Annotated in this window: 4 protein-coding genes; all 4 read right to left on the reverse strand. The window is 62.3% G+C overall.

Features of this window, described 5'->3' with window-relative positions; genetic code table 11:
• Positions 1 to 389: 389 nt before the first annotated feature.
• Positions 390 to 1559 (reverse strand): HlyD family efflux transporter periplasmic adaptor subunit, encoded by a 1170-nt coding sequence (locus ACLI4M_RS02045; RefSeq protein ID WP_062818159.1) that lies wholly within the window; start codon positions 1557 to 1559, stop codon positions 390 to 392.
• On the reverse strand, positions 1556 to 3715 hold the full coding sequence (locus ACLI4M_RS02050) for a type I secretion system permease/ATPase (RefSeq protein WP_062818158.1): 2160 nt from the start codon (positions 3713 to 3715) through the stop codon (positions 1556 to 1558). The genes ACLI4M_RS02045 and ACLI4M_RS02050 overlap by 4 nt, the downstream gene beginning before the upstream one ends.
• Positions 3716 to 3752: 37 nt before the next feature.
• Complete coding sequence (locus tag ACLI4M_RS02055; RefSeq protein WP_133623223.1) at positions 3753 to 5108, reverse strand: TolC family outer membrane protein; 1356 nt, start codon at positions 5106 to 5108, stop codon at positions 3753 to 3755.
• A gap of 371 nt (positions 5109 to 5479) precedes the next feature.
• Positions 5480 to 23674, reverse strand: a complete 18195-nt coding sequence (locus tag ACLI4M_RS02060) for an Ig-like domain-containing protein (RefSeq protein ID WP_133623222.1) — start codon at positions 23672 to 23674, stop codon at positions 5480 to 5482.
• Positions 23675 to 23909 lie beyond the last annotated feature (235 nt).

A 23909-nucleotide genomic window follows, 5' to 3' on the forward strand; every position in this document is an offset into this window, starting at 1 on the left:
AAGACAAGAAAATAAGATAAGTCCATAATTACATCAACTTAACTGGAAACCTATCCTTGCGCACTGAATGATAAAAATTTTCACCCATGTGGATGTATTATTACCCCGCTATCATCATTTTATTTCAGTATTACCTTCATTCACCCCGAATGAGTTGCCACATTTAGTATTCCCGCCGGGCTTAGTTCCCGGCATTTTTTTGCCTTTTTTTCCCCCAGCGTCAAAAAATGTCAATAACGGTAAAGTTAACCACGGCAACAAAATAAGTCCCCGCTTTGCCGGGAATTTACGCCAGATAACTGAAAAATATCCGGCGTGCTCCTCTCTAAATTGCCAATCAATTAAGCGCCGAAAATAACTGCCCCTTTCAGTAAGCCTGGCCGTAATATCTAACGCTCACGCAGCGACTCTTTGACTTTATTCAGCGGCTTAATCAGGTAATCCATGACGGATTTCTGGCCCGTTTTAATTTCAACATTGGCGACCATGCCCGGCACGATAGGGAATTTGCGCCCTGCTTTATTGGTCAACTCGGCTTTGTCGGTGCGCACATAGACGCGGTAGTAGTACTGATCGCGTTTGACCTCATCCTGTAAGGTATCCGGCGACACGGTTTCCACCTCGCCGTGCAGGTCGCCATAGATCGAAGAGTCATAGGCGGTCACCTTCACCGTGGCGGGTAGCCCGGGGCGGATATAGGCGATATCACGCGGGTTAATGCGCGTTTCAATCAGCAGCTGATCCTCTAACGGCACAATCTCCATCAGCTTGCCGCCAGGCTGCAGTACGCCGCCTACGGTGGTGACCTGGATATCCTTCACGATACCGCGCACCGGCGAATAGATTGTGGCGCGGGTGAGCTGATCCTCTTTACCGGTCATCACCTGCAGCTGAGCGTCGAGGTCGGCGTTATTTTTTACCTGCTCTTCACGGGCGCGTACCGCGTAGTCATTGCGCGCTTCGTCAATTTTTCCCTGCAGCTCAGTGACCTGCCGCCGCAGGCGGATCACCTCTACCTGACCGGCTGCACCTTTTGCCACCAGCGGCTCAGTCATGCGCAGCTCGTCCTGCACCAGCTTTTTCGACTGTTGCAGGTTGCTAACGGTTTCCGTCAGGTTCTGGCGCCGTGACTGATAGAGCTGGGTCTCACGCGCCACCAGGTCTGGCTCTTTCAGGGTGGCTGCACTGAACTGCAGCGGTGCGCCGGTCAGCTCCGCGCGCAGGCGCTCTGCCGAGGCGCGCAGGGTGGTCGCTTTGGAGGCCGCCTCGCCGAAGTTCGACTGGAAGCGGGTCGGGTCGAGCTTTGCCAGCACCTGCCCCTTCTCCACGATGTTGCCCTCGTGCACGTTTAGCTCATCGACGATGCCGCCGTCGAGGCTTTCGATCACCTGCGCACGGCTGAGCGGGGTGACCTTGCCGGTACCGACGGTAACTTCGTCAAGAATGGCGAAGTGCGCCCAGACAATAAAGAGCACCAGCGCAGCGGTACAGATCCAGATAATGGCGGAGGTGCGCCGTTCATTTTTTTTCAGGCTGCGGTCGATCAATACCAGGCTCATGCGGCATCTCCCCGGGCGGGCGTGGCGGCCGGCGGGGTGCTGGCAGCAGTGGCACGCTTAAGAATCTCATCTTTCGGGCCGTCGGCGATGACCCGCCCGTTGTCCATCACGATAATGCGATCGACCATTTTCAGCAGCGCCGGGCGGTGGGTGACCAGCACCAGCGTGCGTCCGCTCAACCAGCCCTGCATCTGCTTAATCACATGCTCTTCCAGCTGTTCATCCATTGAAGCGGTCGGCTCATCCATCAGTACCACCTGCGGCTGGCGCAGGATCATACGGCTCAGCATCACCATCTGCCGCTGCCCGCCGGACAGCCCGCGCCCACCCTCATTAATAATGCGGTCGAGGCTGGCGGCATCCTGCTGGATCAGGCTCAGCGCCCCGCTGACGCGTAGCGCCTGCAGCATATCCTGCTCGCTGGCGTGGGGATTCCCCAGCATCAGATTCTGGCGCAGCGTGCCGAAGAACAGGCGTGAATCCTGCGACAGCCAGCCGAGCTGACGGCGCAGATCCACCGGGTCAATACGGCGCAGATCAACGCCATCGACCATCACTTTGCCCTGGCTGGCCAGTGCCTGGCCGGCCAGCAGCTTGAGCAGCGTCGATTTTCCGGCACCGACGCGGCCAAGAATGGCGATGCGCTCCCCCGGTTTAATCTGCAGCTGATTGATGGTCAGCACGTTTTTCGGGTTCTCTTCCTCATAGCTGTACTGCACGCCGCGCAGATCGTAGTGCCCGGTCAGCGTTGGGCAGTGCGCCATTTCGCCCTCCTCCGGCTGGTCGAGCGGCTTTTTCAGCAGTTCGTCCAGACCGTTCATCGCGCTTTTTGCATGCTGCCAGCGCGAGAACACCATCGTCAGCTGCATCAGCGGCGCAATGGTGCGTGAGGAGAGCATGCTGCTGGCGACCAGGGTACCGGTGGTAATTGCGCCGTCGAGCACCAGATAGACGCCGAATACCAGCATGCTGGCATAGGTCAGCTGCTGCACGCTGGAGGCCCAGCCGGTGAGCCGGGCGCCCCACAGTCGCTGCTGCATGCCGATGGCGGCGCTCACTTCATGCGTCTGCTCCCACTGGCGCTGGAAGTACGGCTCCGCCTGCAGCGATTTAATATCCTCAATCCCTTCAATGGTCTCCACCAGGATCGCGTTGCGCAGCGCCCCTTCGCGCAGCCCCTCTTTTGCCAGTTTCGCCATCGGGATCTGGATCAGCAGGCCAGGAATGACGATCAGCGGGATCGCCAGCAGCGGCACAATCACCAGCGGGCCGCCGATAAACGCCATGATAAACAGGAACAGGATGACAAACGGCATATCTGCTGCCGCCCCGACGGTGGTGGAGGTCAACAGCTCGCGCACCTGGTCTATCTCACGCAGCTGGGAGATAAACGAACCGGTGGATTTGGGCCTGGCCTCGTTGCGGATGTTCATCGCCCTGGCAAACAGCATGGAGGAGACTTTCAGGTCGATGCGCTTCCCCATCAGATCGGAAACCTGGGTACGCATCAGGCGGATAAGATATTCAATCACCGCCGCGATCAGTACGCCGCCGAACAGCACCCACAGCGTCGATTCGGACTGTGCGGGGATCACCCGGTCATAGATCTGCATCGAGAACAGGATCCCGGCCAGCGCCAGCACGTTGCCAACAATCGAGGCCAGTGAGATCTCACCAATTCGGCGCCCCATTCCTTTGAAGTTGTGCCAGAACCAGTGCTCTTTATACGGCTGAACAAATTCATCGATGCGCGCATCGCGCCCGCGCGCCGCCACGCCAACGATGCCGACCTCCTGCTGGCTCTGGGCCAGCAGCAGCGCCAGCTCGCTTTCGCGTACCACGTCGCCGCCGTCGCTCAGCCAGTAGCGGGCGTTACCTTCGCCGTCGATGGCTTCCAGCACCACCACGCTGCCGTTCTCCATGATCAGCACCACCGGCGTGACCTCCTGTCGCCAGCGGATCTTATCGCGCGGGGTCATGGTGAGATGCAGACCGAGCAGCCCGGCCAGGCGCTCCAGCTGCTGAGGCGGGCTGAGGTGTTCGAACCAGCGCATCTGCTGACGCAGGGTTTTTCCATCGGCCGGCTTACCGAAGCGCGCCGCCACGCGCAGCATGGCATCGATCCAGTTTTCGGTGGTTGCGGTTTGTTTCGTCATAGAACTGCCTTATCTGGTTGTCATGCACACGGCCGCTTTACAGCGACGGCAGCGTTTGCCCACTGTTTGCTTCACGATCGATGCCTAAAATATCCAGCAGATTGTCGACGGCGGCAGCGTAGCGGACCGTGGCATCCCAGCCGTCGTACAGCGCCGTCAGGCGGCCGCTGTCGGCCTGAAAGACATCCTGCTCCACGCTGAGCAGGTCATTCAGGCTGCGTTTGTTCAGTTTGTACTCATCGGCGTAGACCGAACGCGTATGATCCGCGCTGTCCAGCTGCATCTCACCCGCCTGCTGGCGCTGCTGCGCGCCGATCATGTCGGCGTAAGCAGTGGAGGCATTCTGGTTGATTTGCAGCTTTGACTGCTGGATGGCGGCTTCGGCGGCTTCGCGGTCGCCCTCGGCGGCGCGGGTTTTGGCATTAACCAGCCCGCCCTGATAGAGCGGCGCTTCGACCTGCAGTTGCAGCTCGTCGTCCCAGTAAGAGCGGCTCTGGTTTTCATAGCGGGTGCGCCCCGCCTGCACTTTGATGGTCGGCCAGTGGTTGGAGGAGGCCTGGCGCAAGCGCTCCATCGCCGCTTCCTGCCTGGCCTGCGCGCTGCGCACCGCAGCGCTTTTCTCATAGGCAATCTTATCCAACGTGACCTGCTGGTTGAGCAGTGCCTTCGGCAGTTCCGGCAGATTGTCGGACATCACTCCGGTCAGCACCGTCAGCTGCGCGCGCGCCGAGCGCTCCTGCGCACGATACTGCTCCATGCTGGCGTTCATCCCGGCGATGCGCGTTGACGCCTGCAATACGTCGGACTGCGAGCTAAGCCCGGCGTCGGCGCGCAGTTTCGCCATGTCGCGCACCCGCTCCAGCGAGCGAATGTTGGCGCGCGCGGCCTCCACCAGCGCCTGGTAGCGCTTGACCGACAGATAGGCTTGCAGCGTGTCCTGCGCCACGATGGTCATGGTGTCGTAAAGGGCATATTGATAGGCTTCAGAGAGCTTGTGCTGTTCATCAATCGCCCCGCCGGTGCGGCCAAAGTCATACAGCAGCTGGCTGAGGGTGATGCCGCCAGAAGCGCTGTTGTTCAGGCTACCTGCGGAGTCGGTCTGCTGCGAGCGCCCACCGCTGGCCGCCAGCGAGATTTGCGGATACCACGCGCTTTTCGCCGCATCGAGATCGGCGTCGCCAACACGAATTTGTGCGGCAGCTTCAGAAATTTTCGGGTTGCGGGCAAAAGCGCGCAGGATGGCATCGCGCAGGGTCAGGGTAGCAATCTGTTCTTCGGTCGGTGCCGCGCGCCAGTTAAATGCCGCGACCGGCTGCTGTTGCGCGGCCAGCGCCGTCTGACTACTCAGGCAGGTGGCAAGAATAATAACCGCGCCACGGGCGGAATTAGCCATTGAACTCTCCTTAATACCCCGGAAAAATGAAAAACGCCCGCGGAAAAACACAAGCTGTGCTGTTTCTTCCCACGTATCACGTTGGCCAGCATCACAACCATGATGCCAGGCTTTACCCGGTGTGCTTAAGGATTACCATGTAATCCGTAACAAGAATAAATTGGCTCAGCGCCAAAAAAATGCAAAGAATTTTCATGCCGTTATCAATACCGGCGTCGTTGAGTGCCAGTTTCAATACTGGGTTGACTGGCGCCACAACGACCAACAGCGGCCGAAGCCGCTTCTGGTCATTATTTTTACCAACCCATCACTTCCTCTTAACTTTAGACCCCCTGCACGGGAATGCGAACCGCGCAGGGGTTATTTTTTTGTTATACGACATGGACCTGCAGATTGTGCTGGATCAATACGTCACCCAGGGTGTTCTCCGACGACAGCGCCGAGTTGTGGTAGACGTCATAGGTTTGCCCGCCGACCGTGCGCTGCCCGGTGGTAGCCCAGATGCCGCCATCACCGTTGGCCAGCGTCACCTGGTCACCCAGCGTCCCTTTAATCAACAAATCATCCGTCTGCTTGTCGGTGATGTTCAGCGCCTCATTAAGGTCCAGCTTGATGCTGTTATTGCCCGCCTTGCCGAGGTCGATAATCTCGATATGCTCCACCTTCAGCCCGAGCGAGGTGAGATCCAGCGTGAGATGCTCGCCGTTCAGCACCAGGGTGTCGGTCCCTGCGCCACCGTCGATATGGCTAAAGTCCATTGAGCCAACCGAGATGGTGTCGTTACCGCTGCTACCCGTCACCGAGTCGCCATGCAGCACCTGCCCGTCCGCCAGCGTAATGGTGACGCCGCCGATGGTGTAAGCATCGCTGTCGGCCTCGACGGGAGTGGTCGCCGCTGCCGCGGTGCTGGTCGTCGCGCTGGTGCTGGTCGTGGCGGCATCGGTGCTGCTGGTGTCGCTGTCGGTCACCAGCGTCGAGTGAACTGCCGCGACGGCATGCGCCGTGCTGCTGCTCTCCTCCGTGGTGGTGCTGGTTTTGCTGCTGGTGCTGGAGGTATCGGTTGAGGCCACCGCCAGCGAGTCATCAGCCGCGACCGCCATCAGCGATGCCGCTGCCACCGTTGAGCTGACCGGCAACAGCGAGCCGAGCAGCAGCGTGGTAGAGGTCGTCGCCGGGTTGCCCGCCGCATCCACCGCCGCGACCGTCACCAGCGCGCCCAGGTTCAGCGTGGTGAGCAGCCCCCCGGTGAACCTGGCGCTGTAGCGCCCATTGGCGTCAATCACTGCCGTTTGCGTTTGCGACTGGCCATTCTGCGACAGCGTGATGCTGACCGTGGTGCCCGTTGCCAGGCGCAGCGTGCCGCCGGTGATGGTCAGACCGGTTAACAGCACATTTACCAGGCTGGTAACCGCATCGACCCCAACTGCCGGCAGGCTGTGGGTCACCGCCGTGAAGCTGGTGCTGGTGCTGGCGCTGTTGCCCGCCCGGTCCGTCACGGTTACCGCGACAGTGTGGCTGCCATCGGCAATCGCGCTGAGGCCCGAGCTCGGCACGCTGACGCTCCAGCTGCCGTTGCTGCCCACCGTGGTGTTGTAGACCGTACCGGCAATGTTGACCGCCACAGTTCCGCCCACCGCGTTGGTCGCCGTGCCGCTCAGGGTCTGCGCCGCCCCCGCTTCCGCCAGGTTGAGGTAGTGGTCGGTAAACACCGAGGCGTTGGTCAGCGTGACCGTTGGCGTGACGTGCGTACCAACAATCACCGATGCCGAGCCGTTTGCCGTGTTGCCCGCGCCGTTGACCAGACTGGCGGTAATGGTCTGCGTACCGTCCGCCAGCGCCAGCAGGCTGGCAGAGGGGACTGAGACACTCCAGCTGCCGTTGGCGGCAACAATGGCGTTAAGGGTCAGTGCACCGACCTTAACCGCAATGGTTGAACCTTCCGCATTGGTGGCGGTACCGGAGATAGTCTGCGCCGACAGCGCCTCGACCGCATTCAGGCCGCCGTCGCCAAACAGCGTGCCGATAGTGATAGTCGGGGCGGTCTGGGCGATCACGCTGACCGTACCGCTGGTGGTCGCGCTGTTGCCATACGGGTCGCTAAGCGTGACCTGAGCCGTCTGCGTACCGTTCGCCAGCGTCGCGAGGTCCGCTTTCGGCACGCTCAGGCTCCAGCCACCGCCGCTGCCCACCGTGGTGGTATAGGTATGCGTTCCGAGCACCACCGTGACCGTTGAACCCGCCACCGCGTTAGTGGAGGTCCCGCTGATCAGCTGGGCGTTGGCGAGATCGCCCGCGCTCAGCACGCCGTCACCGAAAATAGCGTTGACCGCGATAGTGGGGGCGCTCTGCACGCCGATGATGACGCCCACGCTGGCACTGGCGTTGTTACCATAGGCATCGGTCACCGCCACGCCCACGGTAAGATTACCGGTCAGCAGCGTGGTCAGCAGCGAAGGCGCCAGCGCAGCGGTGAAGTTACCGTTGGCATCGGTGGTGGCGGTCAGCGTGGTGGTACCCACATTGATTCGGACGCTGGTTCCCGCCGCCACGTTATTCACATGCCCGCTCAGCGTCTGGCCGAGCAGCGCTTCCGCCACGCTCAGCACGCCATCGCCAAACAGCGGATTCAGCGTGACCGAAGGCAGGTTGTTGATGCCCACAATAGCACTCAGCGAGTTGCTGGTGGTGTTGCCCGCCGCGTCGGTAACGCTGACGCCGACATTGAGGTTGCCGTCGGTCAGCGTTGCCAGCAGCGCCGGGGTCAGCGCAATGCTGAATTTCCCGTCGCTGTCTGCGGTCGCTACCAGCTGCGTACTGTTCACGCTTACCACCACGCGCGCTCCGGCAGCGGTGGTGCCGCTGATGGTCTGGGTCAGCAGCGCATCCGCCGCGTTCAGCACGCCATCACCGAACAGCTGCAGCTGGTTGAGCACCAGCGACGGCGCGGTGAGGTTAACTGCCAGCCCGCCCGAGGCGCTGGCGGTATTGCCCGCCGCATCCTGTAGCGAAGCGGTCACCGTCAGGTTCGGGTTACCGGTCAGCAGCTGCAGCTGCGCCTGCGTCAGGTTGGTGCTGAAGGTGCCATCGGCATTCACCGTGGCGGTGGCAGAGACAATATTCCCCACGTTGAGATTGACGATAGTGCCCGCCGCCACGTTTTTCACCGTACCGCTAATCAGCTGGCTGGCGAAGTTAGTGACATCGTTGAGGTTGAGCGCCCCGTCACCGAAGATGGTGTTAAGGGTAATGCTCGGTTCTGCGGTCAGCAGGCCCACGGTGACGCTGTTGCTGGCGGTGTTGCCCGCCGGGTCGACCACTTTGACGCCCAGCGTGGCGTTCCCGGTAGCCAGGCTAAGCAGATCCGTGGCGCCAATATTTACGCTCCACGCCCCGCCCGCCTGCACCGTGGTGGTATAGGTTTTAGTGCCGAGGGTGACGGTAACGGTTGAACCGGCCACCGCATTCAGCGTACCGCCAATGGTCTGGCCCAGCAGCGCCTCAGCGTGGTTCAGCAGATTATCCCCGCCAAACAGGCCGGTAAGCGCCGGAACTACCGGTACGTTGTTGATAATCGCCGTGACGTTTTCCGCCAGGGTTTTGCTGTTACCTGCCGCGTCGCTCACCACTACATTGAGCGCCAGATTGCCATCGGTCACGCCGCTCAGCGCGGAGGATGGGATGGCCAGCGACCATTTACCATCCTGGCCCACGGTGGCGGTCAGGTTTTGTCCCCCCAGAGACAGAGAAACCGTTGCGCCAATGGTGCCGGTACCGGTAATCACGTGATCGACCAGCAGATCGGCTTTGCTCAGGAAGCCATTATCAAACAGCGGGTCAACCGCCAGCGCCAGGGTGTTCAGCACTTTGCTGACGGTCAGCGCGGCGCTGCCCTGGTTGCCGTTGACATCATTGACTCGGACCGACAGCACGTTGGTGCCGCTGGCTAACAGGGCAATCTCGGCAGCGGCCAGCGGGATGCTGAACACCCCGTCAGTCACCACGGCCGAGGCCAGCAGCGTGTTGCCCAGATAGACGCCAACGGTTTGCCCATCCGCGCCGGTCGCTGTCCCGGTCAGCAGCTGCTGTAGCGTTGCTTCCACCCCATTGATGATGTTGTCCTGCGCCAGCACGTTAAGCGTGATCAGCGGCGGTGTGGTATCCACCACGATGCCATGCGTTGCCGTCCCGACGTTGCCCGCTGCATCGCTAATAGAGGCATTAATGGTTTGCGCATTCTGCCCCAGCGCCTGCAGATCCGCCGACGGCACGTTGAGTGACCAGGTACCGCCCGCCTGCACCACGGTGGTGTAGGTTTTTCCGCCCAGCGTGACGGTCACCGTACGCCCCACTTCAGTGAGCGATGCGGTGCCGCTGATGGCCTGCGAAACCGCGGCTTCGCTGGCATTCAGCACATTATCCGCACCGGCAAAGTCGCCGATAGTCAGGGTTGGCACCACCGTATCGACCAGCACCGTGGTGGTGGTGGTTACCGGAGAGCCAACGGTTGGGGTATAGGTGACAACCACCGTATCTGTCCCCTGCGGGAATTCCGCGGTGGAGAGTGCAGCCGAGGTCCAGTTGTTATCCGCACGTATTGCATTAACCGTCACCGTGCTGACTAAGGTGCCATTCACCGTAATGGTGATGGTGCCTCCGACACCCGGGGTGGCATTTTGCAACGCACCGCTCAGGGTCGTGGTTGCCCCATCCGCTGCGTTAATAATATTGTCGCCGGTTACCGGGTTCAGCGTGATTGACGGCGTCAGCGGCACGGTCAGGTCAAGGATCACCGAACCATTGGCGGTGGCGGTGTTACCCGCCGCGTCGGTAATCGACACGCTGTAAGCGCCCAGGCTGGTGGCCAGTGCGGCGAGCGCGGCGACCGAGACATTGACGCTCCAGCTGCCGTCGGCCTGCACCGTGCCGGTTAAGGTTTGGCTGCCGATGGTCAACGTCACGGTGGAACCGACGTCGGCAGCGTTAGTGGTTCCGGTCAGCGTCTGAGTGGTCAGGCTTTCCAGATAGCTCAGGGTGTTATCCCCGGCAAAGGTCAGGCCGGAGATGGTTGGCGCCACGGTGTCAACGATAAAGCCTTCGCTGATGGTATTGCTGTTGCCCGCAGGGTCAGTCACGGTCACCGACAGATTCTGCGCCCCCTGGCCAACGCCATTCAGCTCGGCGTTGGTCAACGCGAGGGTCCAGTTGCCATTGACATCTACTGTCGCCGTTTGCGCTTGACCATTGATGGTGACGGAGACCGTCTGGCCCGCCCCCACTGCACCGGTGGTCCCGGTCAACGTCCCGCCGTTGGTCAGCTCGTTCAGGTTAAGGTAGCCGTCACCAAACGCCACGCCAACCGTGGGCAGCGGCAGCGTCAGGTAAGCGTCGAAGCCCAGCGTCTGGCTGGCGCTGTTGCCTGCCGCATCGGTTACCGTCACGCTGAGATTGTGTTCGCCGTTCGCCAGGCCGCTCAGCGCCCCGGCAGGCAGCGCCACCGACCAGCTGCCGTCGCTGTTCACCGTGCCGGTATAGCTGATGCCATTGACGTCGACCTTCAGCACCACGCCCTGATTGGCGCCGGTCACGCCGGTATTCCCGGTGATGGTGATCGCGCCGTTGGCCTGAGTAATGCCCAGCGCGTCGTTAGCAAACGGATTGGTGATGGTCGGCACCGGGGCGGTCAGCACGGCGGTATAGCTGCCGTTGAGCACCGATTCGTTGCCGTAGCTGTCGGTAGCGGTCACCACCACGGTTTTCGTCCCGTTGCCAAACCCGCCAAGCTGATCGGGCGTCAGGTTCAGCGACCAGTCGCCGTTGGCGTTTACCGTGGCGGCAATCGCCGTACCGCCGTTAATACTGACCAGCACGCTCTGCCCCGCCCCGGTCACGCCGGTAGAGCCGCTGAGTAGCTGGGCGACGCCCGCCTCCGCAATGCTCAGCAGGCCATCGACAAACGGCGTAACCAGCGTCACGGCCGGAATATCATGCACCGCCACCACCAGCGAGGTATTGGCAGAGCTGCTGTTGCCAACCGCATCGGTGATGGTCACCGAGATCGGCCAGTTACCGTCCGGCAGCGCCTGCAGCACCTCAGCCGACAGCGGCAGCGACCAGCTGGTGCCGTCGGCACTGATGGTGGCAGGCAGCAGTGCGCCATTGACGTTGACCGTCACCGTCAGCCCCGCCAGACCACCGGCATGGGTGATCGCCCCGCTCAGGGTGCCGCCGAGCGCCGCTTCCGCCGCGTTCAGCACGCCGTCGCCGAACAGCGGCAGGCCGCCAACGGACACGGTTGGCAGTGCGGTTACGATGGCGTCGAAGTTCAGCGTGGCGCTGTCGCTATTGCCCGCTGCATCGCCCGCCGTCACCACGATTTCATGATTGCCATTGCCCAGCGCCAGCAGCTGCGCCGGTGACACCGTGGCGCTCCATACGCCATTATCATTGACCGTCGCGGTCAGCGCGGTGCCGCCAATGGTGACGCTGATGGTCTGCCCGGCCCCGATCAGGCCGGTGGTGCCCGTCAGGGTCTGTGCGACGCCCGCCTCAGCGACATTCAGCAAGCCGTCAACAAACGGCAGATTGATGGTTGGGTTCAGCGTAGTGGTCAGCACCAGTTCCGCACTGGCGGTAGCGCTGGCCGGATTCACCAGCCCGGCTTCGGTACTGACAGTGACCTGCACCGCCCCGTTACCCAGCCCGACCAGCGCGCCCGCCGGAATATTCGCCGACCAGGTACAGTCAGCGCCCACCGTACCGGCAAAGGTCAGGTTACCGACCGTCACCACCAGCGCCGTGCCGACCTCAAGATTGCTCACCGTACCGGTCAGCGTCTGCGCCAGCGCCGCCTCCACGCCGCTCACCAGGCCGTCACCAAACGGCAGATCCAGCGTCAGCGTTGGCGTATCGTGAACATCCACCACAATCCCGACGTTGCTGGTGGTGGTATTGCCGTTGGTATCGATAACGGACACGCCTACCGTGACGTTGCCGTCCACCAGCGCCAGCAGATCGGCGGCTGGAATAGTGGTGCTCCAGTTACCGTCTGCATCGGCCAGCACGTTGTAAACTTTGGCCCCCACCGTGATGGTCAGATTAAGGTTTGGCAGGGTGGTGCCTTCAATCAGCAGGCCCGCCAGCGCTTCGGCCAGGCTGAGAATATTATCCGCACCCACGCCGACATCCACCGTCAGCAGCGGCGGCACGGTGTGAACGGTGAACTCCTGGCTGTCCGTCGCCACGTTCTGCGCCACATCATTGCCGGTCGCGGTGACGGTGTTGCCATCTTGCGGCAGCGCCTGCACATCCGCAGCGGGCACGGTGGCCTGCCAGTTGCCGTCGGCATCCACCGTCGCGGTGTAGTTTTTATTGTTCAGAGTGACGGTAATCGTCTGCCCCGCCGGAATATGCTGGCTGCTCCCGGTGATCGTCAGGTCACTGCGCGACTCCTGGTAGTCGACCATATCGTCGCTGGTCACGGGATCGATGGTAATGGTTGGCAGGTTGCCAGGCTGCGCCACCACGGTGAAGTCCTGACTGTCGTTGGCAATGTTGCCATCGCGGTCGGTGACGGAAACGCTCACCTGCTGAGCACCATCCGCCAGCTGCTGTACATCCGCAGCCGGTACGCTGAAGCGCCATTCCCCACCGGTTACCGTAGTGGTATAAGTCTGGCCGCCGAGCGTGATGGTGACCGTTTGACCGTCCGGCACGCCGTCACTGGTGGTGCCACTCAGCAGCAGCGGCTGATTATGCTCGGTGCTGTTGATGTAGTCATCGCCGGAGACCGGAGCAATGGTGATTAACGGCAGGTCAGCAGCGGTAGCGCGCACGGTGACGGTTTCAGTTTGTACCGTCTGGTTGCCCGCGCTGTCGGTCAGCGTGGCGGTCACGATGTAATCGCCGTTGGCGAGCGTTTTGGTCACGCTGCCCGGCAGATCGAAGCTCCAGCTGCCGTCACTCTGCACGATAGCAATGTAAGCAGGCTGGATGCCGTTAAAGATGATGCTGACCTGCTGGCCCACCTCATCCGGCGAGGTACTGCCGGAAACGGTAATCGTCTGCTGGATCTCGGTCGGGTTGATGACGTTATCACCCGCCACGTTATTCAGCACCAGATCCGGCGGCGTCAGGTCCACGATGGCGGCGCTGCTGACAGTGCCGCTGTTACCCGCGGCATCGGTCACCGTCACCGTAATCGGCAGATTGCCTTCGTTCAGCCCCTGCAGCGTAGCCGCCGGGATATTCAGCGTCCAGTTGCCGTTGTTATCCACCGTGGCCGGATAGTCCGTGCCGCCGATGTTCACGCTGACCTGCTGGCCTGCGCCGACAGTACCGGTGGTCCCGCTCAGCGTCTGGCCTGCGCCTGCTTCATCCTGGTTGAGGTAGCCATCGCCAAACGGGGTGTTGATGGTCGGCTGCAGCGCGGCGGTCGCCAGGGTGACATCCGCGCTATTGCTGCCCGGATTGCCCGCCTGGTCGGTGACCGTGGCGGTCAGCGTGTAATTGCCGTCGCTGACGCCCGTCAATGCCGCCGCCGGAATATCCAGCGTCCAGCTGCCGTCGGCACCCACGGTGGTGGTCCAGGTCTGGCCGTTGAAGTTAACGGTGACCGTCTGCCCTTCCAGCGCCGGACCGCTGCCGTTATCGGTGCTGCCGCTAATGGTCAGCGGCTGGCCCGCTTCGCTGGCGTTAATAATACCGTCGCCGGCAATCGGGTTCAGCGTAATGGCCGGAGCCACGGTATCAACGTTAAAGCTGACCGGCTGCGTACTGGCGTTGCCCGCCGCATCGGTTGCCGTCACCTGCAGGGTATTGCTGCCCTGTTCGAAGGATTGCAGTAGCGCAGAAGGCAGGCTGATGCTCCAGTTGCCGTTACCGTCGACGGTGCCGCTGTACTGGGTGCCGTCAATGGTGACGCTCACCGTCTGGCCGTTACCGCTGACGCCGGTGGTGCCGTTCAGCGTCTGGGTCAGCGCGGCCTCACTCGCGTTGAGCGCGCCGTCGTTAAACGGCACGTCGACAGTGACGGCAGGAAGCGTGTTGACCACCACATTCAGGCTCGCACTGCTGTTGACGAGGTTACCGGTGGCGTCGGTGACGCTGACGCCGACGGTTGCCGGGCCATCAGGCAGCCCTGCCAGCGCGGCAGCCGGAACCACCACGCTCCATGCGCCGCCGTTGCCGACCGTCGCCTGGAAAGTCTGGCCGTTGATGGTCAGCGTCAGCTGGCTGCCCGCGTCGACGTTGGCGGTGTGCCCGGTCACGATCAGCGGCTCCTGCGCTTCGCTGGCATTGAGATAGCCGTCGTTGGAGATCGGGTCGATACTGATGCCGGATGCCAGGCTGTTTACCGTGACATCATGGCTGGCACTGACCGGGTTTCCGGCCGCATCGCTGACCGCCGCCGCGATGGTGGTAGTGCCGTTCTCCAGCCCTTGCAGCGTGGAGGCAGGAATAGAGACGCTCCAGCTGCCGTCCGCCTGCACCAGCGCGCTGTATACTTCCGTACCAAGGGTGATGCTGACCGTCTGCCCGGCTTCCACATTACTGGTGGTCCCGGAGAGCAGCTGGCTGCTCTGCTGCTCCGCCCCGTCCAGGATATCGTTGCCGGCAAAGGTATTGATGCTGATGGTCGGCAGATCGGCGGCCGCCGCCTTGACCTCCAGCGGGCTGCTGGTGGTGGTGCTGTTGCCTGCTGCATCGGTCGCCGTAACGCTCAGCGTGTAGCTGCCGTCAGCCAGCGCCTGCAAATCGGCGCTCGGAACAGATACCGTCCAGTCGCCGTTGCCGTTGACCTGCACGCCCTGGTAGGTGACGCCGTTCAGCGTGACGACAATCGTGTCCCCGGCTTCGCCCCGACCGCTGACGGCCAGATCCGCGCCCTGTTCGGCAGCATTAAGGATGCCATCGCCCGCCACGGGGGCTACCGTTACCGTTGGTGCCACGGTGTCGACCGTAAACGGCTGGGTGGTATTGGCGCTGTTACCTGCGGCATCGCTGACCACCACGCTGAAGCTGTTATCCCCCTGGGCCAGGCCCGCCAGCGCGGTGGCAGGTACCGCCACGCTCCAGCTGCCGTCAGCCGCTACGATACCGGTATAGGTGGTGCCGTTCAGCGTCAGGGTGACGGTCTGACCATCGCCCGTGACGCCAGTGCTGCCGGTAATCGTCTGCGTGGCACCGGCTTCCTGCGCGTTGAGCGCGCCGTCGCCAAACGGTGGGTTAACGGCCACCACCGGCAGCGTATCGACAATCACCACCAGGCTGCTGCTGCTGGTCTGGGTGACGCCCGCCGCATCCGGACCGCTGACCACAATCGGCAGCGTGCCGTCGGTGAAAGCAGCCACCACGTTTTGCGGCAGCGTCACGCTCCAGCTGCCGTCTGCCTGTACGGTTGCCAGGTAAGACGCCCCGCCAATCGCCACGGTCAGCTGGGTTCCCGCCGTGTAATTCGCCGAGGTGCCGCTGATGGTCAGCGGCTGCGCCGCTTCCTCCGCATTCAGGTAACCATCCACGCTGACCGGGTTAATCGCCAGGCCGGAGAGCTGATTATTGATCTCGAAGCTGCCGCTGACCGTGGCCGGGTTGCCTGCCGCATCGCTGACCACCACGCTGTAGCTCTGTTGGCCGTTACTCAGCGCCTCCAGCGCGGAGGCCGGAATGGTTATGCTCCATGCCCCGCTGGCCTGCACTACGCCAGTGTAAGTCACACCGCCCAGCGTGACGCTAACCAGCTGCCCTTCCTGCACGTTAGTGGTGGTGCCGCTCAGCACCTGACTGACGTGCTGTTCCGCGCCGTCAACGATGTTATTACCGGCAAAGGTGTTCACCGTCAGGGTCGGCAGCGTTGCCGCGTCCACACTGACCGCCAGCGTGCTGGTCTGCGTAGTGACGTTACCTGCGGCATCGGTAGCGGTCACGCTGAGCGGATAGTTACCGTTGGTCAGCGCAGCCAGATCGTCAGCGCTGAGCGGCAGCGACCACTGGCCGTTTGGCCCGACGGTGGTGGTGTAAGTTTCATTGTTTAGCGTGACGGAAATGCTGGCCCCGCGCTCGCCGCTGCCGCTCAGCGTAATGCCCTCCTGCTGCTCGGCGGCGTTGAGGATGTTATCCCCGGCTGGCGGATTGAGCGTCAGCGCTGGTGCAGCGACGTCCACCGTCAGCGCCGGGGTCTGCGTGCTGATATTGCCCGCGCCATCTTTCACCGCCACGCTGACGGTGTAGTCGCCGTTGGTCAGTGCAGCGAGATCGGCTGGCGGAACGCTGACCGACCAGTTGCCGTCACCGTCAACGGTAGCGGTATACACTTTGCCGTTTAGCATCACGCGCACGCTGTCATTGCTGTCGCCGGTACCGCTGATGGTCAGCGGCTGCCCCTGCTCGGCGGCATTGAGATAGCCATCGGTTGAAATTGGCGCCACGGTAAAGTCCGGCGGCGTGGTGTCCAGCCCGACAGGGCGAGTCACGGTCGCGACATCTCCCGCCGTTGTAGTGGCCGTCACGGTCAGCGTGTAGCTGCCATCGGTCACGCCGTTCAGCGCGCCGGCCGGAATGGTGGCGCTCCACAGGCCATCAGGCCCGACGGTGGCAGGGTAGTTAGTGCCATTGAAGTTCACGACCACCGAGGTACTGCCGTCCGGCACGCTGCCGGTAACGTTAAACCCGGCGGCCGCTTCTGCCGCATTGATCAGATCGTCGCCCGCAACCGGATTCACCAACACTTGATTGGTGATGCTGGTATCCACATCGACCGTCGCATTTTGGCTGGCGCTGTTACCGTTCGGCGCGGTCACCACTACGGTTACCGTGTTGTCGCCCTGCGGCAGTGCCCCGAGGGTCTCTGCCGGAACGGTCACCGACCATGCGCCGTTCACCACCGTGGTGGTCAGCGTCTGGCCACCAATGGTGACGCTGACGGTATCACCGTTGGTGCCGGTCCCGGTGATATCCAGCGGCTGCGCGGCTTCAGCGCGATCGATGATGCCGTCTCCGGCAATCGGATCGAGGGTATAAGTAGGCGCGGTAAGCTGCACCTGGACTACTTCACTGTTAACCGTTTGGTTGCCCGTTGGGTCAGAAACCGTGACCGTCAGCGGATAGCCGCCGTTTTGCAGCGCCAGCACGTCGTTGGCCGGGATGGTGGCGCTCCAGTTGCCGTCACCGTCGACCACCGCCTCATAGGTTTTGCCATTCAGGCTGACCACCACGCTATTGCCCGCCGTGGTAGTACCGCTAATGTCGAGCGGCAGCTCATGTTCCGCCGCGTTGATAATGCCATCTTCCGCCACCGGGCCAACCGTCACTGGCGGCAGCTCAGTGGCAATATTCACCGGAACCGGCGTGGTAGTGCTGCTGTTTCCGGCCACGTCCGTCGCGGTGACGGTAATGTTCTGTTGCCCGGTCGGCAGCGCCTGCAGCTGTTCCGGCGTTAGCGCCAGCGTCCACACGCCGGAGCTGTTAACGGTCGCGCTAAAGTCCGTACCGCCGATGTTGACCACCACCGTCTGGCCGTTGCCGGTTTCGCCAGTGGTGCCGCTCAGCGTCTGGCCCGCGGCTGCGGTTGCTTCAGCATTGGTCAGCACGCTGTCGCCAAACGGCGCTTCCAGCGTTGGCTGCGGCAGAGTGTTGATATGCACATTGAGGGTGCTGCTGCTGGTCACCTCAGTGCCATTTGGCGCCACCACGCTGGCGGTGGCGGTAAACGGACCATCGGCCAGTACGGTGAGATCGCCCGCCGGAATGGTGGTGCTCCACGAACCGTCCGCCTGCACCTGCGCGCTGTAGGTTTTGCCGTTGAAGGTGAAGGTGACGGTGCTGCCTTCCGCGATATTGAGGGTGCTACCGCTCACAGCCAGCCCGTTTTCGGCTTCCTGCTGGTTGAGATAGCCGTCGTCGCTCAGCGGGTCGAAGGCAATCGCCGGCTGGGTGTTATCCACGGTGAAGGTTTTGCTGCTGCTGCCGGTGTTGCCTGCCTGGTCAGTAATGCTGACCGTCAGGGTGTAAGAGCCATTCGCCAGCCCGCTCAGCGCCGATGCCGGCAGCTCCACCTGCCAGCTGCCCGGACTGCCCGCCTGCACCGTGGTGGTGTAGCTTTCGCCGTTCAGGGTAACGGTAACCGTATTTCCGGCTTCGGCATTGGTCACGGTGCCGCTGATAATCTGCGCCACCTGCTGCTCTGCGCCATCAACGATATTATTGGCGGTGACGTTAGAGACAAAGATCGCCGGAACCCCGGTATCAATAGCCAGCGGCGTGCTGGTGCTGCTGGTGTTGCCCGCCGGATCGGTTGCGGTGACGTTGAGGGTATAGCTGCCGTCGGCTACGCCCGCCACGTACGTTCCCGGAATGGTCAGCGTCCACTGGCCGTTGGTGCCGACCACCGCGCTGAAGGCGGTACCGTTCAGCTCAACGCTAATGACGTTACCCGCTTCCCCGCTGCCGGTGACGACCAGCGGCTGGCCGGATTCCGCGGCGTTAATCACGCCGTCAGAGACCGGATTAACGCTGACCGCTGGGGCCGTCAGGTCCACTTCGATGGTGCGCGTGACGGTGGTGCTGTTGCCCGCCGTATCGGTGCTGGTGACCTGCAGTGGGTAGCTGCCATTGGTCAGGGCCGTCAGTGCGTTTGCCGGCAGATCGATGCTCCAGCTGCCGGTGCCGCCAACCGTGGTAGTGTAGGTTTCGCCATTCAGCGTGACGGTGATGCGGTCGCCGACCTCGCCGGAGCCGCTGAGGGTTTGCAGCTCGCCGCTCTCTGCGGCGTTGATGCGGTTATCCCCGGTCAGGGCTTCCACGCTGACCTGCGGCGCTACGGTGTCGACGGTGAAGTTGCCGGTCGCCGTGCTGGTGTTGCCCGCGCTGTCAGCCACCGTGACGCTCAGGGAGTTGGCCCCCTGCGGCAGAGACTGCAGCACGGCGGAAGGCAGGGAAACACTCCAGTTGCCCTGCGCGTCCACCGTCCCGGTGTAGGTAATCCCCGCAATCACCACGCTGACGGTCTGGCCTGCCCCCTCCACCCCGGTGCTGCCGCTCAGGGTCTGCTCGCTTCCGGCCTCCACCGCGTTGAGCAAGGCATCGCCAAACGGCGGATTGATGCTGAGGTCGAGCTCAGAGGTCACGGAACTGTCCAGCGAGTGCTGAGCCGTGACGGTGTTGCCATTGATATCCGTGGCAGTGGCGGTCACGGTCAGGTTGCCGTTGGGCAGCGCCACCAGGTCGGCAGACGGCACATTCACCGTCCAGCTACCGTCGCTATTGGTCGTGGTCAGATACTCTTTGCCGTTGAAGGTCACCGCGACGCGGCTGCCTGCGGCAACAAAGCGGCTGAAGCCGTGAATCGCCATCGGCAACAGCGACTCGTTGTGGCTCAGCATATTGTCATCGCTGATCACCCCGATGGCGATGGCGCTGAAGGTGTTATCAACGGTGAAGCTCCCGTTGGCGCTGGTCGGGTTACCGGCAACGTCGCTGACGCTGACGGTGTAGCTGTCGGTGCCGTTCGCGAGGTTAGCCAGCGCCGCTGCCGGAACCAGCACGCTCCAGCTGCCGTCGGCGTTCACTAGCCCGGTGTACTGGTTGCCGTTAAGCGTCACGGTCACTACCTGCCCGGCCTGTACGTTGCTGGTGCTGCCGGTCATCAGCTGCGACAGCCCTTTCTCGGCGCCATCCACAATATTATCGCCGGCAAACGCGCCCACGGTAATCACCGGCAGCGAGGCAGCGCTGGCAATCACGGTCAGCGGCTGGCTGCTGCTGCCCATGTTGCCGACACTGTCGGTAGCGGTCACCGTCACGGTGTAGCTGCCGTCCGCCAGGCCGCTAACCACATTGGCCGGTATATTGGCGCTCCAGCTGCCGTCGGCAGCCACGGTAGCGGTGTAGTCGACGTTGTTGATGGTCACGACCACGCCCGCACCCGGCTCGGTGGTGCCGACGATCGCCAGCGCCGCGTTATGCTCGGCAGCATTAAGATAGCCATCGCCGGAAACCGGCGCGACGGTCACAACCGGAGGCGCGGTATCGATGACGATCGGCGCCTGCACGGTGGTTTCATTGCCGCCGCTGTCGCGTGCGGTAATGCTGATGTCATATTTGCCATCGCTCAGCCCCTGCAGGGTGGCCGGGTCGACATTGACGCTCCAGCTGCCGCTGGCATCGGCCGCGCTGTGGTAGGTCACACCGTTGATCACCACGGTAATGGTGCTGAGCGCCTCTGCCTGGCCGCTCAGCACCAGCGGCTGATTCTGCTCGCTGGCGTTAATCACGCCGTCGCCAGCAATGGTGCCGACAGAAAGGGTTGGCGGGGTGGTATCCACGCTGACAGTGGTGCTGCTGACGATCTGATTGCCTGCGGCATCGCTGACGGTCACGGTGACCGTATTGCTCCCCTGCGGCAGCCCGCTGAGCGCCGATGGCGGCAGCGTTACGCTCCACTCGCCGGTGGCCGGGTTAACCGTCGCCGGGTAGTTCACGCCGTTCAGGCTCACGGTGACCACCTGGTCCGGCAGCGCCAGCCCGGTATTACCGCTCAGCACCTGCGGGGTTGTCGATTCGCCCAGGTTGAGGATATTGTCGCCACCGAAGGCGGCATTAAATTCAATATTGTTCGGGAAGTTAACCTGCACGCCCAAATTGAGGCTGCTGGTCACCGAGTTGTTATTGGCATCGGTGACCACCACCGGATAACTGCCGTTAGCCACTCCGGCGAAATCAGCCGGAGGGATGGTGATGCTCCAGCTGCCATCGGCTGCCACGGTGGTGTTGTAAGTATGACCGTTAAAGGTGACGGTGAGCGGCGCGCCCACGGGCAGATTGAGGCTGGTACCGTTCACGCTAACCGGTGACTGAGCCTCCTGCGCGTTGACCCAGTTATCTTCGCTGATCGGAGCAATGGCGAGGCTGGCGGCAGCCGGATCGAGAGCCACACTGACCGAACCGCTGCTGGTCGCGACGTTGCCTGCTTTATCGGCAACGGTGGCGGAGTACGTTACCGTCTGGCCGTCGCTCAGGCCGCTGAGGGCGCTGGCCGGGATGGAGACGTGCCACAGCCCGCCCGCCAGCACCGTGGTGGTGTACTGCACCCCGTTGAAGGTCAGGGTCAGGGTTTGTCCGGCCTGCACGTGGGCGGCGGTGCCGCTCAGCTCCTGCGCCACATTCAGCTCTGCCCCCTGCAGAATATTATCCCCGGCGAAGCTGTTGAAGGTGATGGTTGGCTGATTGGCTGGCTGGGCGGCAAAGGTCACCTCGGTATAGGCCGTGCCCTGGTTACCGGCCGTATCGGTTGCCGTCACGGTGACCGGATAGCTGCCGTCAATGAGGGTAGCTTTGCTTTCCGGCGGAACCACCACGCTCCAGTCGCCGGAACCGTTGGTGGTGGTGGTCAGCGTCACGTCGCCAAACTTCACCTGAATAGTGCTGTTGGCTTCCGCCCGACCGCTGATGGTCAGGTTACCCGCCAGTTCAGCGGCGCTGACGTAGCCATCGCCGCTGACGGGGTTAACGCTAACGGCAGGCGCCAGCGTATCCACGTTGAGATTCAGCGGGTCACTGCTGACCGTGTTGCCATATTTATCGCTGGCCGTTACCGTCAGCGAATTATTCCCCTGCTCAAGCTGCTGCAGCGCGGAAGCTGGAATATTGACGCTCCAGCTGCCGTTCGCGCCCACCGTCGCGGTGTAGGTCTGACCATCCAGCGTCACGGTGACGGTCTGGCCGCCGGTGCTGGTGCCGGTCAGCGTCAACGCCTGGCCGACATCGGCGGCGTTGAGTGGGGCATCAGGAATATTCACCTCCAGCCCCGGAGGCTGGGTATCGACATTCACCTGGGTGGTGGTGGTGGTTTTGTTGCCTGCGGGATCGGTGACGGTCACCACCAGCGGCAGCTGCCCTTCAATCGGGGTTGAGACCGCATTGGCGGGCAGAGTGACGCTCCAGCTGCCGTTGCTGTTTACCGTGCCGGTGTAGGTGTTGCCGTTGAAGGTCACAGTGACGGTCTGGCCCGCCCCGCTAACGCCGGTGTTACCGGTGATGGTCTGGCTGCTGCCCGCTTCCGCACCGCTCAGCACCCCGTCGCCAAACGGCAGATCGATCCCGGCATTTGGCAGCGTGGTGTGGACGTCAACCGTCACGACCGTACTGTTCTGCAAGGTGGTGCCGTTGGCCAGCGTCGCGGTCGCCACGATCAGGTTTGAACCCTGCGGCAGGCTTTGCAGATCGGCAGACGGCACGCTGATGCTCCAGCTGCCGTTCGCTGCCGTGGTGGTGGTGTAAGCATGGCCGCCGAGGGTGACGGAAATCGCCGTGCCGGCTGGCAGACCGCTGGCCGTACCGGAAATGGTCAGCGCACTTTGTGCCTCTGTGGCATTGAGGTAACCGTCGCCGCTTATCGGCGCGGTGATGCTAATGCTGGGGCTGCCGCTGGTATCGGGCTCAACGGTAAAGTTATGCGTATCAGTGGCTGTCTGACCGCTGGCGTTGGTGACGGTCGCGGAGAGGGTCGCGGTGCCGTTCGCCAGCGCCTGCAGTGCGCTGGCAGGAACCGAGACGCTCCAGCTGCCGTTGGCCTGCACGCTGGCGCTGTAGGAAACGCCGTTCAGGGTAATGGTGACCGTCTGCCCGGCCTGTACGTTGGTGGTGGTGCCGCTCAGCAGCTGGCTGGTCTGCTTTTCCGCGCCGTCCAGCACGTTATCCCCGGCAAAAGTGCCGATGGTCAGGGTGGGTACGCCGGGTACCACCGTTGGCTCAACGGTGAAATTATGCGTGTCGGTCGCCGTCTGGCCGCTGGCGTTGGTGACGGTGGCGGAGAAAGTGGCAGTCCCGCTCGCCAGCGCCTGCAGCGCGCTGGCAGGCACGGAAACGCTCCAGCTGCCGTTGGCCTGCACCACCGCCGTGTAACTCACGCCGTTAAGCGTGATAGTCACCGTCTGCCCGGCCTGCACGTTGGTGGTGGTGCCACTCAGCAGCTGACTGGTCTGCTTTTCGCTGCCGTCAAGAATGTTATCCCCGGCGAAGTTGCCGATAGTCAGCGTCGGCGTGGTGGCAGGCGGATTAGTGCCGCCGTTGTTGTCATTGCCTCCGCCACCGCCGCCACCGCCCGCTAAGGCGCCGATGCCCACGCCGACTAATCCCAGCGCCCCGATACCGGCAGCGGTCATCACGCCGCTACCGGCCCCCGTATCAGCCAGCAGCAGCGGTTCAATACTGCCGAGGGATTCATATTGCGGGGTCAGGACCATCGCGGTCTGTGCATCAAGTTCGTTGGTCACCGGGAACAGCACGTGCTCCGGCCGGTTAACCCCATCGTCAAACACCAGTTCGCTGTGCTCGCCGTCCACATCGTCAAAGAAGAACTGCTGATAGCGCACGGTAGTGCCATCTTTCATGTGCAGGATCAGGTCGTTACCCTGGCGTTCGTATTCAGCCACCATCTCGCGCGTGCCGTGGATTTTCACCACGCTAGGCTGATTGAGGAGAACCGTTTTCGAGGAGCCCGAAGTGGCCTGAGAGAGGATCGTTCCGTCGTCGCGTGAAAGGATTTCTACGCTGCCATTATTGAGCTGTGCCATGGTCATAACCTCGTGTACACCAGATAACAGGGATTAAGTGTCCAACGCACAAAAGTGAAAATAAATTTCACTTTTATTGCGTTAGACAAAATTTTGAGCAGTGCCATCTACCGGCAGCGCTTTTCACCTGATGCACGGACGGGGGTTAGTTTCCCCGCGAAAATATAGGACCTAAACTGGCTAATAGAGACTGTTATTTTGTTAATTTCACTAACAGATATAATTAATAAAGTGA

The organism is Erwinia sp. LJJL01, from assembly GCF_047300805.2.
GTDB classification, from domain to species: domain Bacteria; phylum Pseudomonadota; class Gammaproteobacteria; order Enterobacterales; family Enterobacteriaceae; genus Erwinia; species Erwinia aphidicola.

Excerpts from the sequence above, each read along its gene's own strand:
- ACLI4M_RS02045 (WP_062818159.1), bottom strand. The coding sequence starts at position 1,559 with ATGAGCCTGGTATTGATCGACCGCAGCCTGAAAAAAAATGAACGGCGC.
- ACLI4M_RS02050 (WP_062818158.1), bottom strand. The coding sequence starts at position 3,715 with ATGACGAAACAAACCGCAACCACCGAAAACTGGATCGATGCCATGCTG.
- ACLI4M_RS02055 (WP_133623223.1), bottom strand. The coding sequence starts at position 5,108 with ATGGCTAATTCCGCCCGTGGCGCGGTTATTATTCTTGCCACCTGCCTG.
- ACLI4M_RS02060 (WP_133623222.1), bottom strand. The coding sequence starts at position 23,674 with ATGGCACAGCTCAATAATGGCAGCGTAGAAATCCTTTCACGCGACGAC.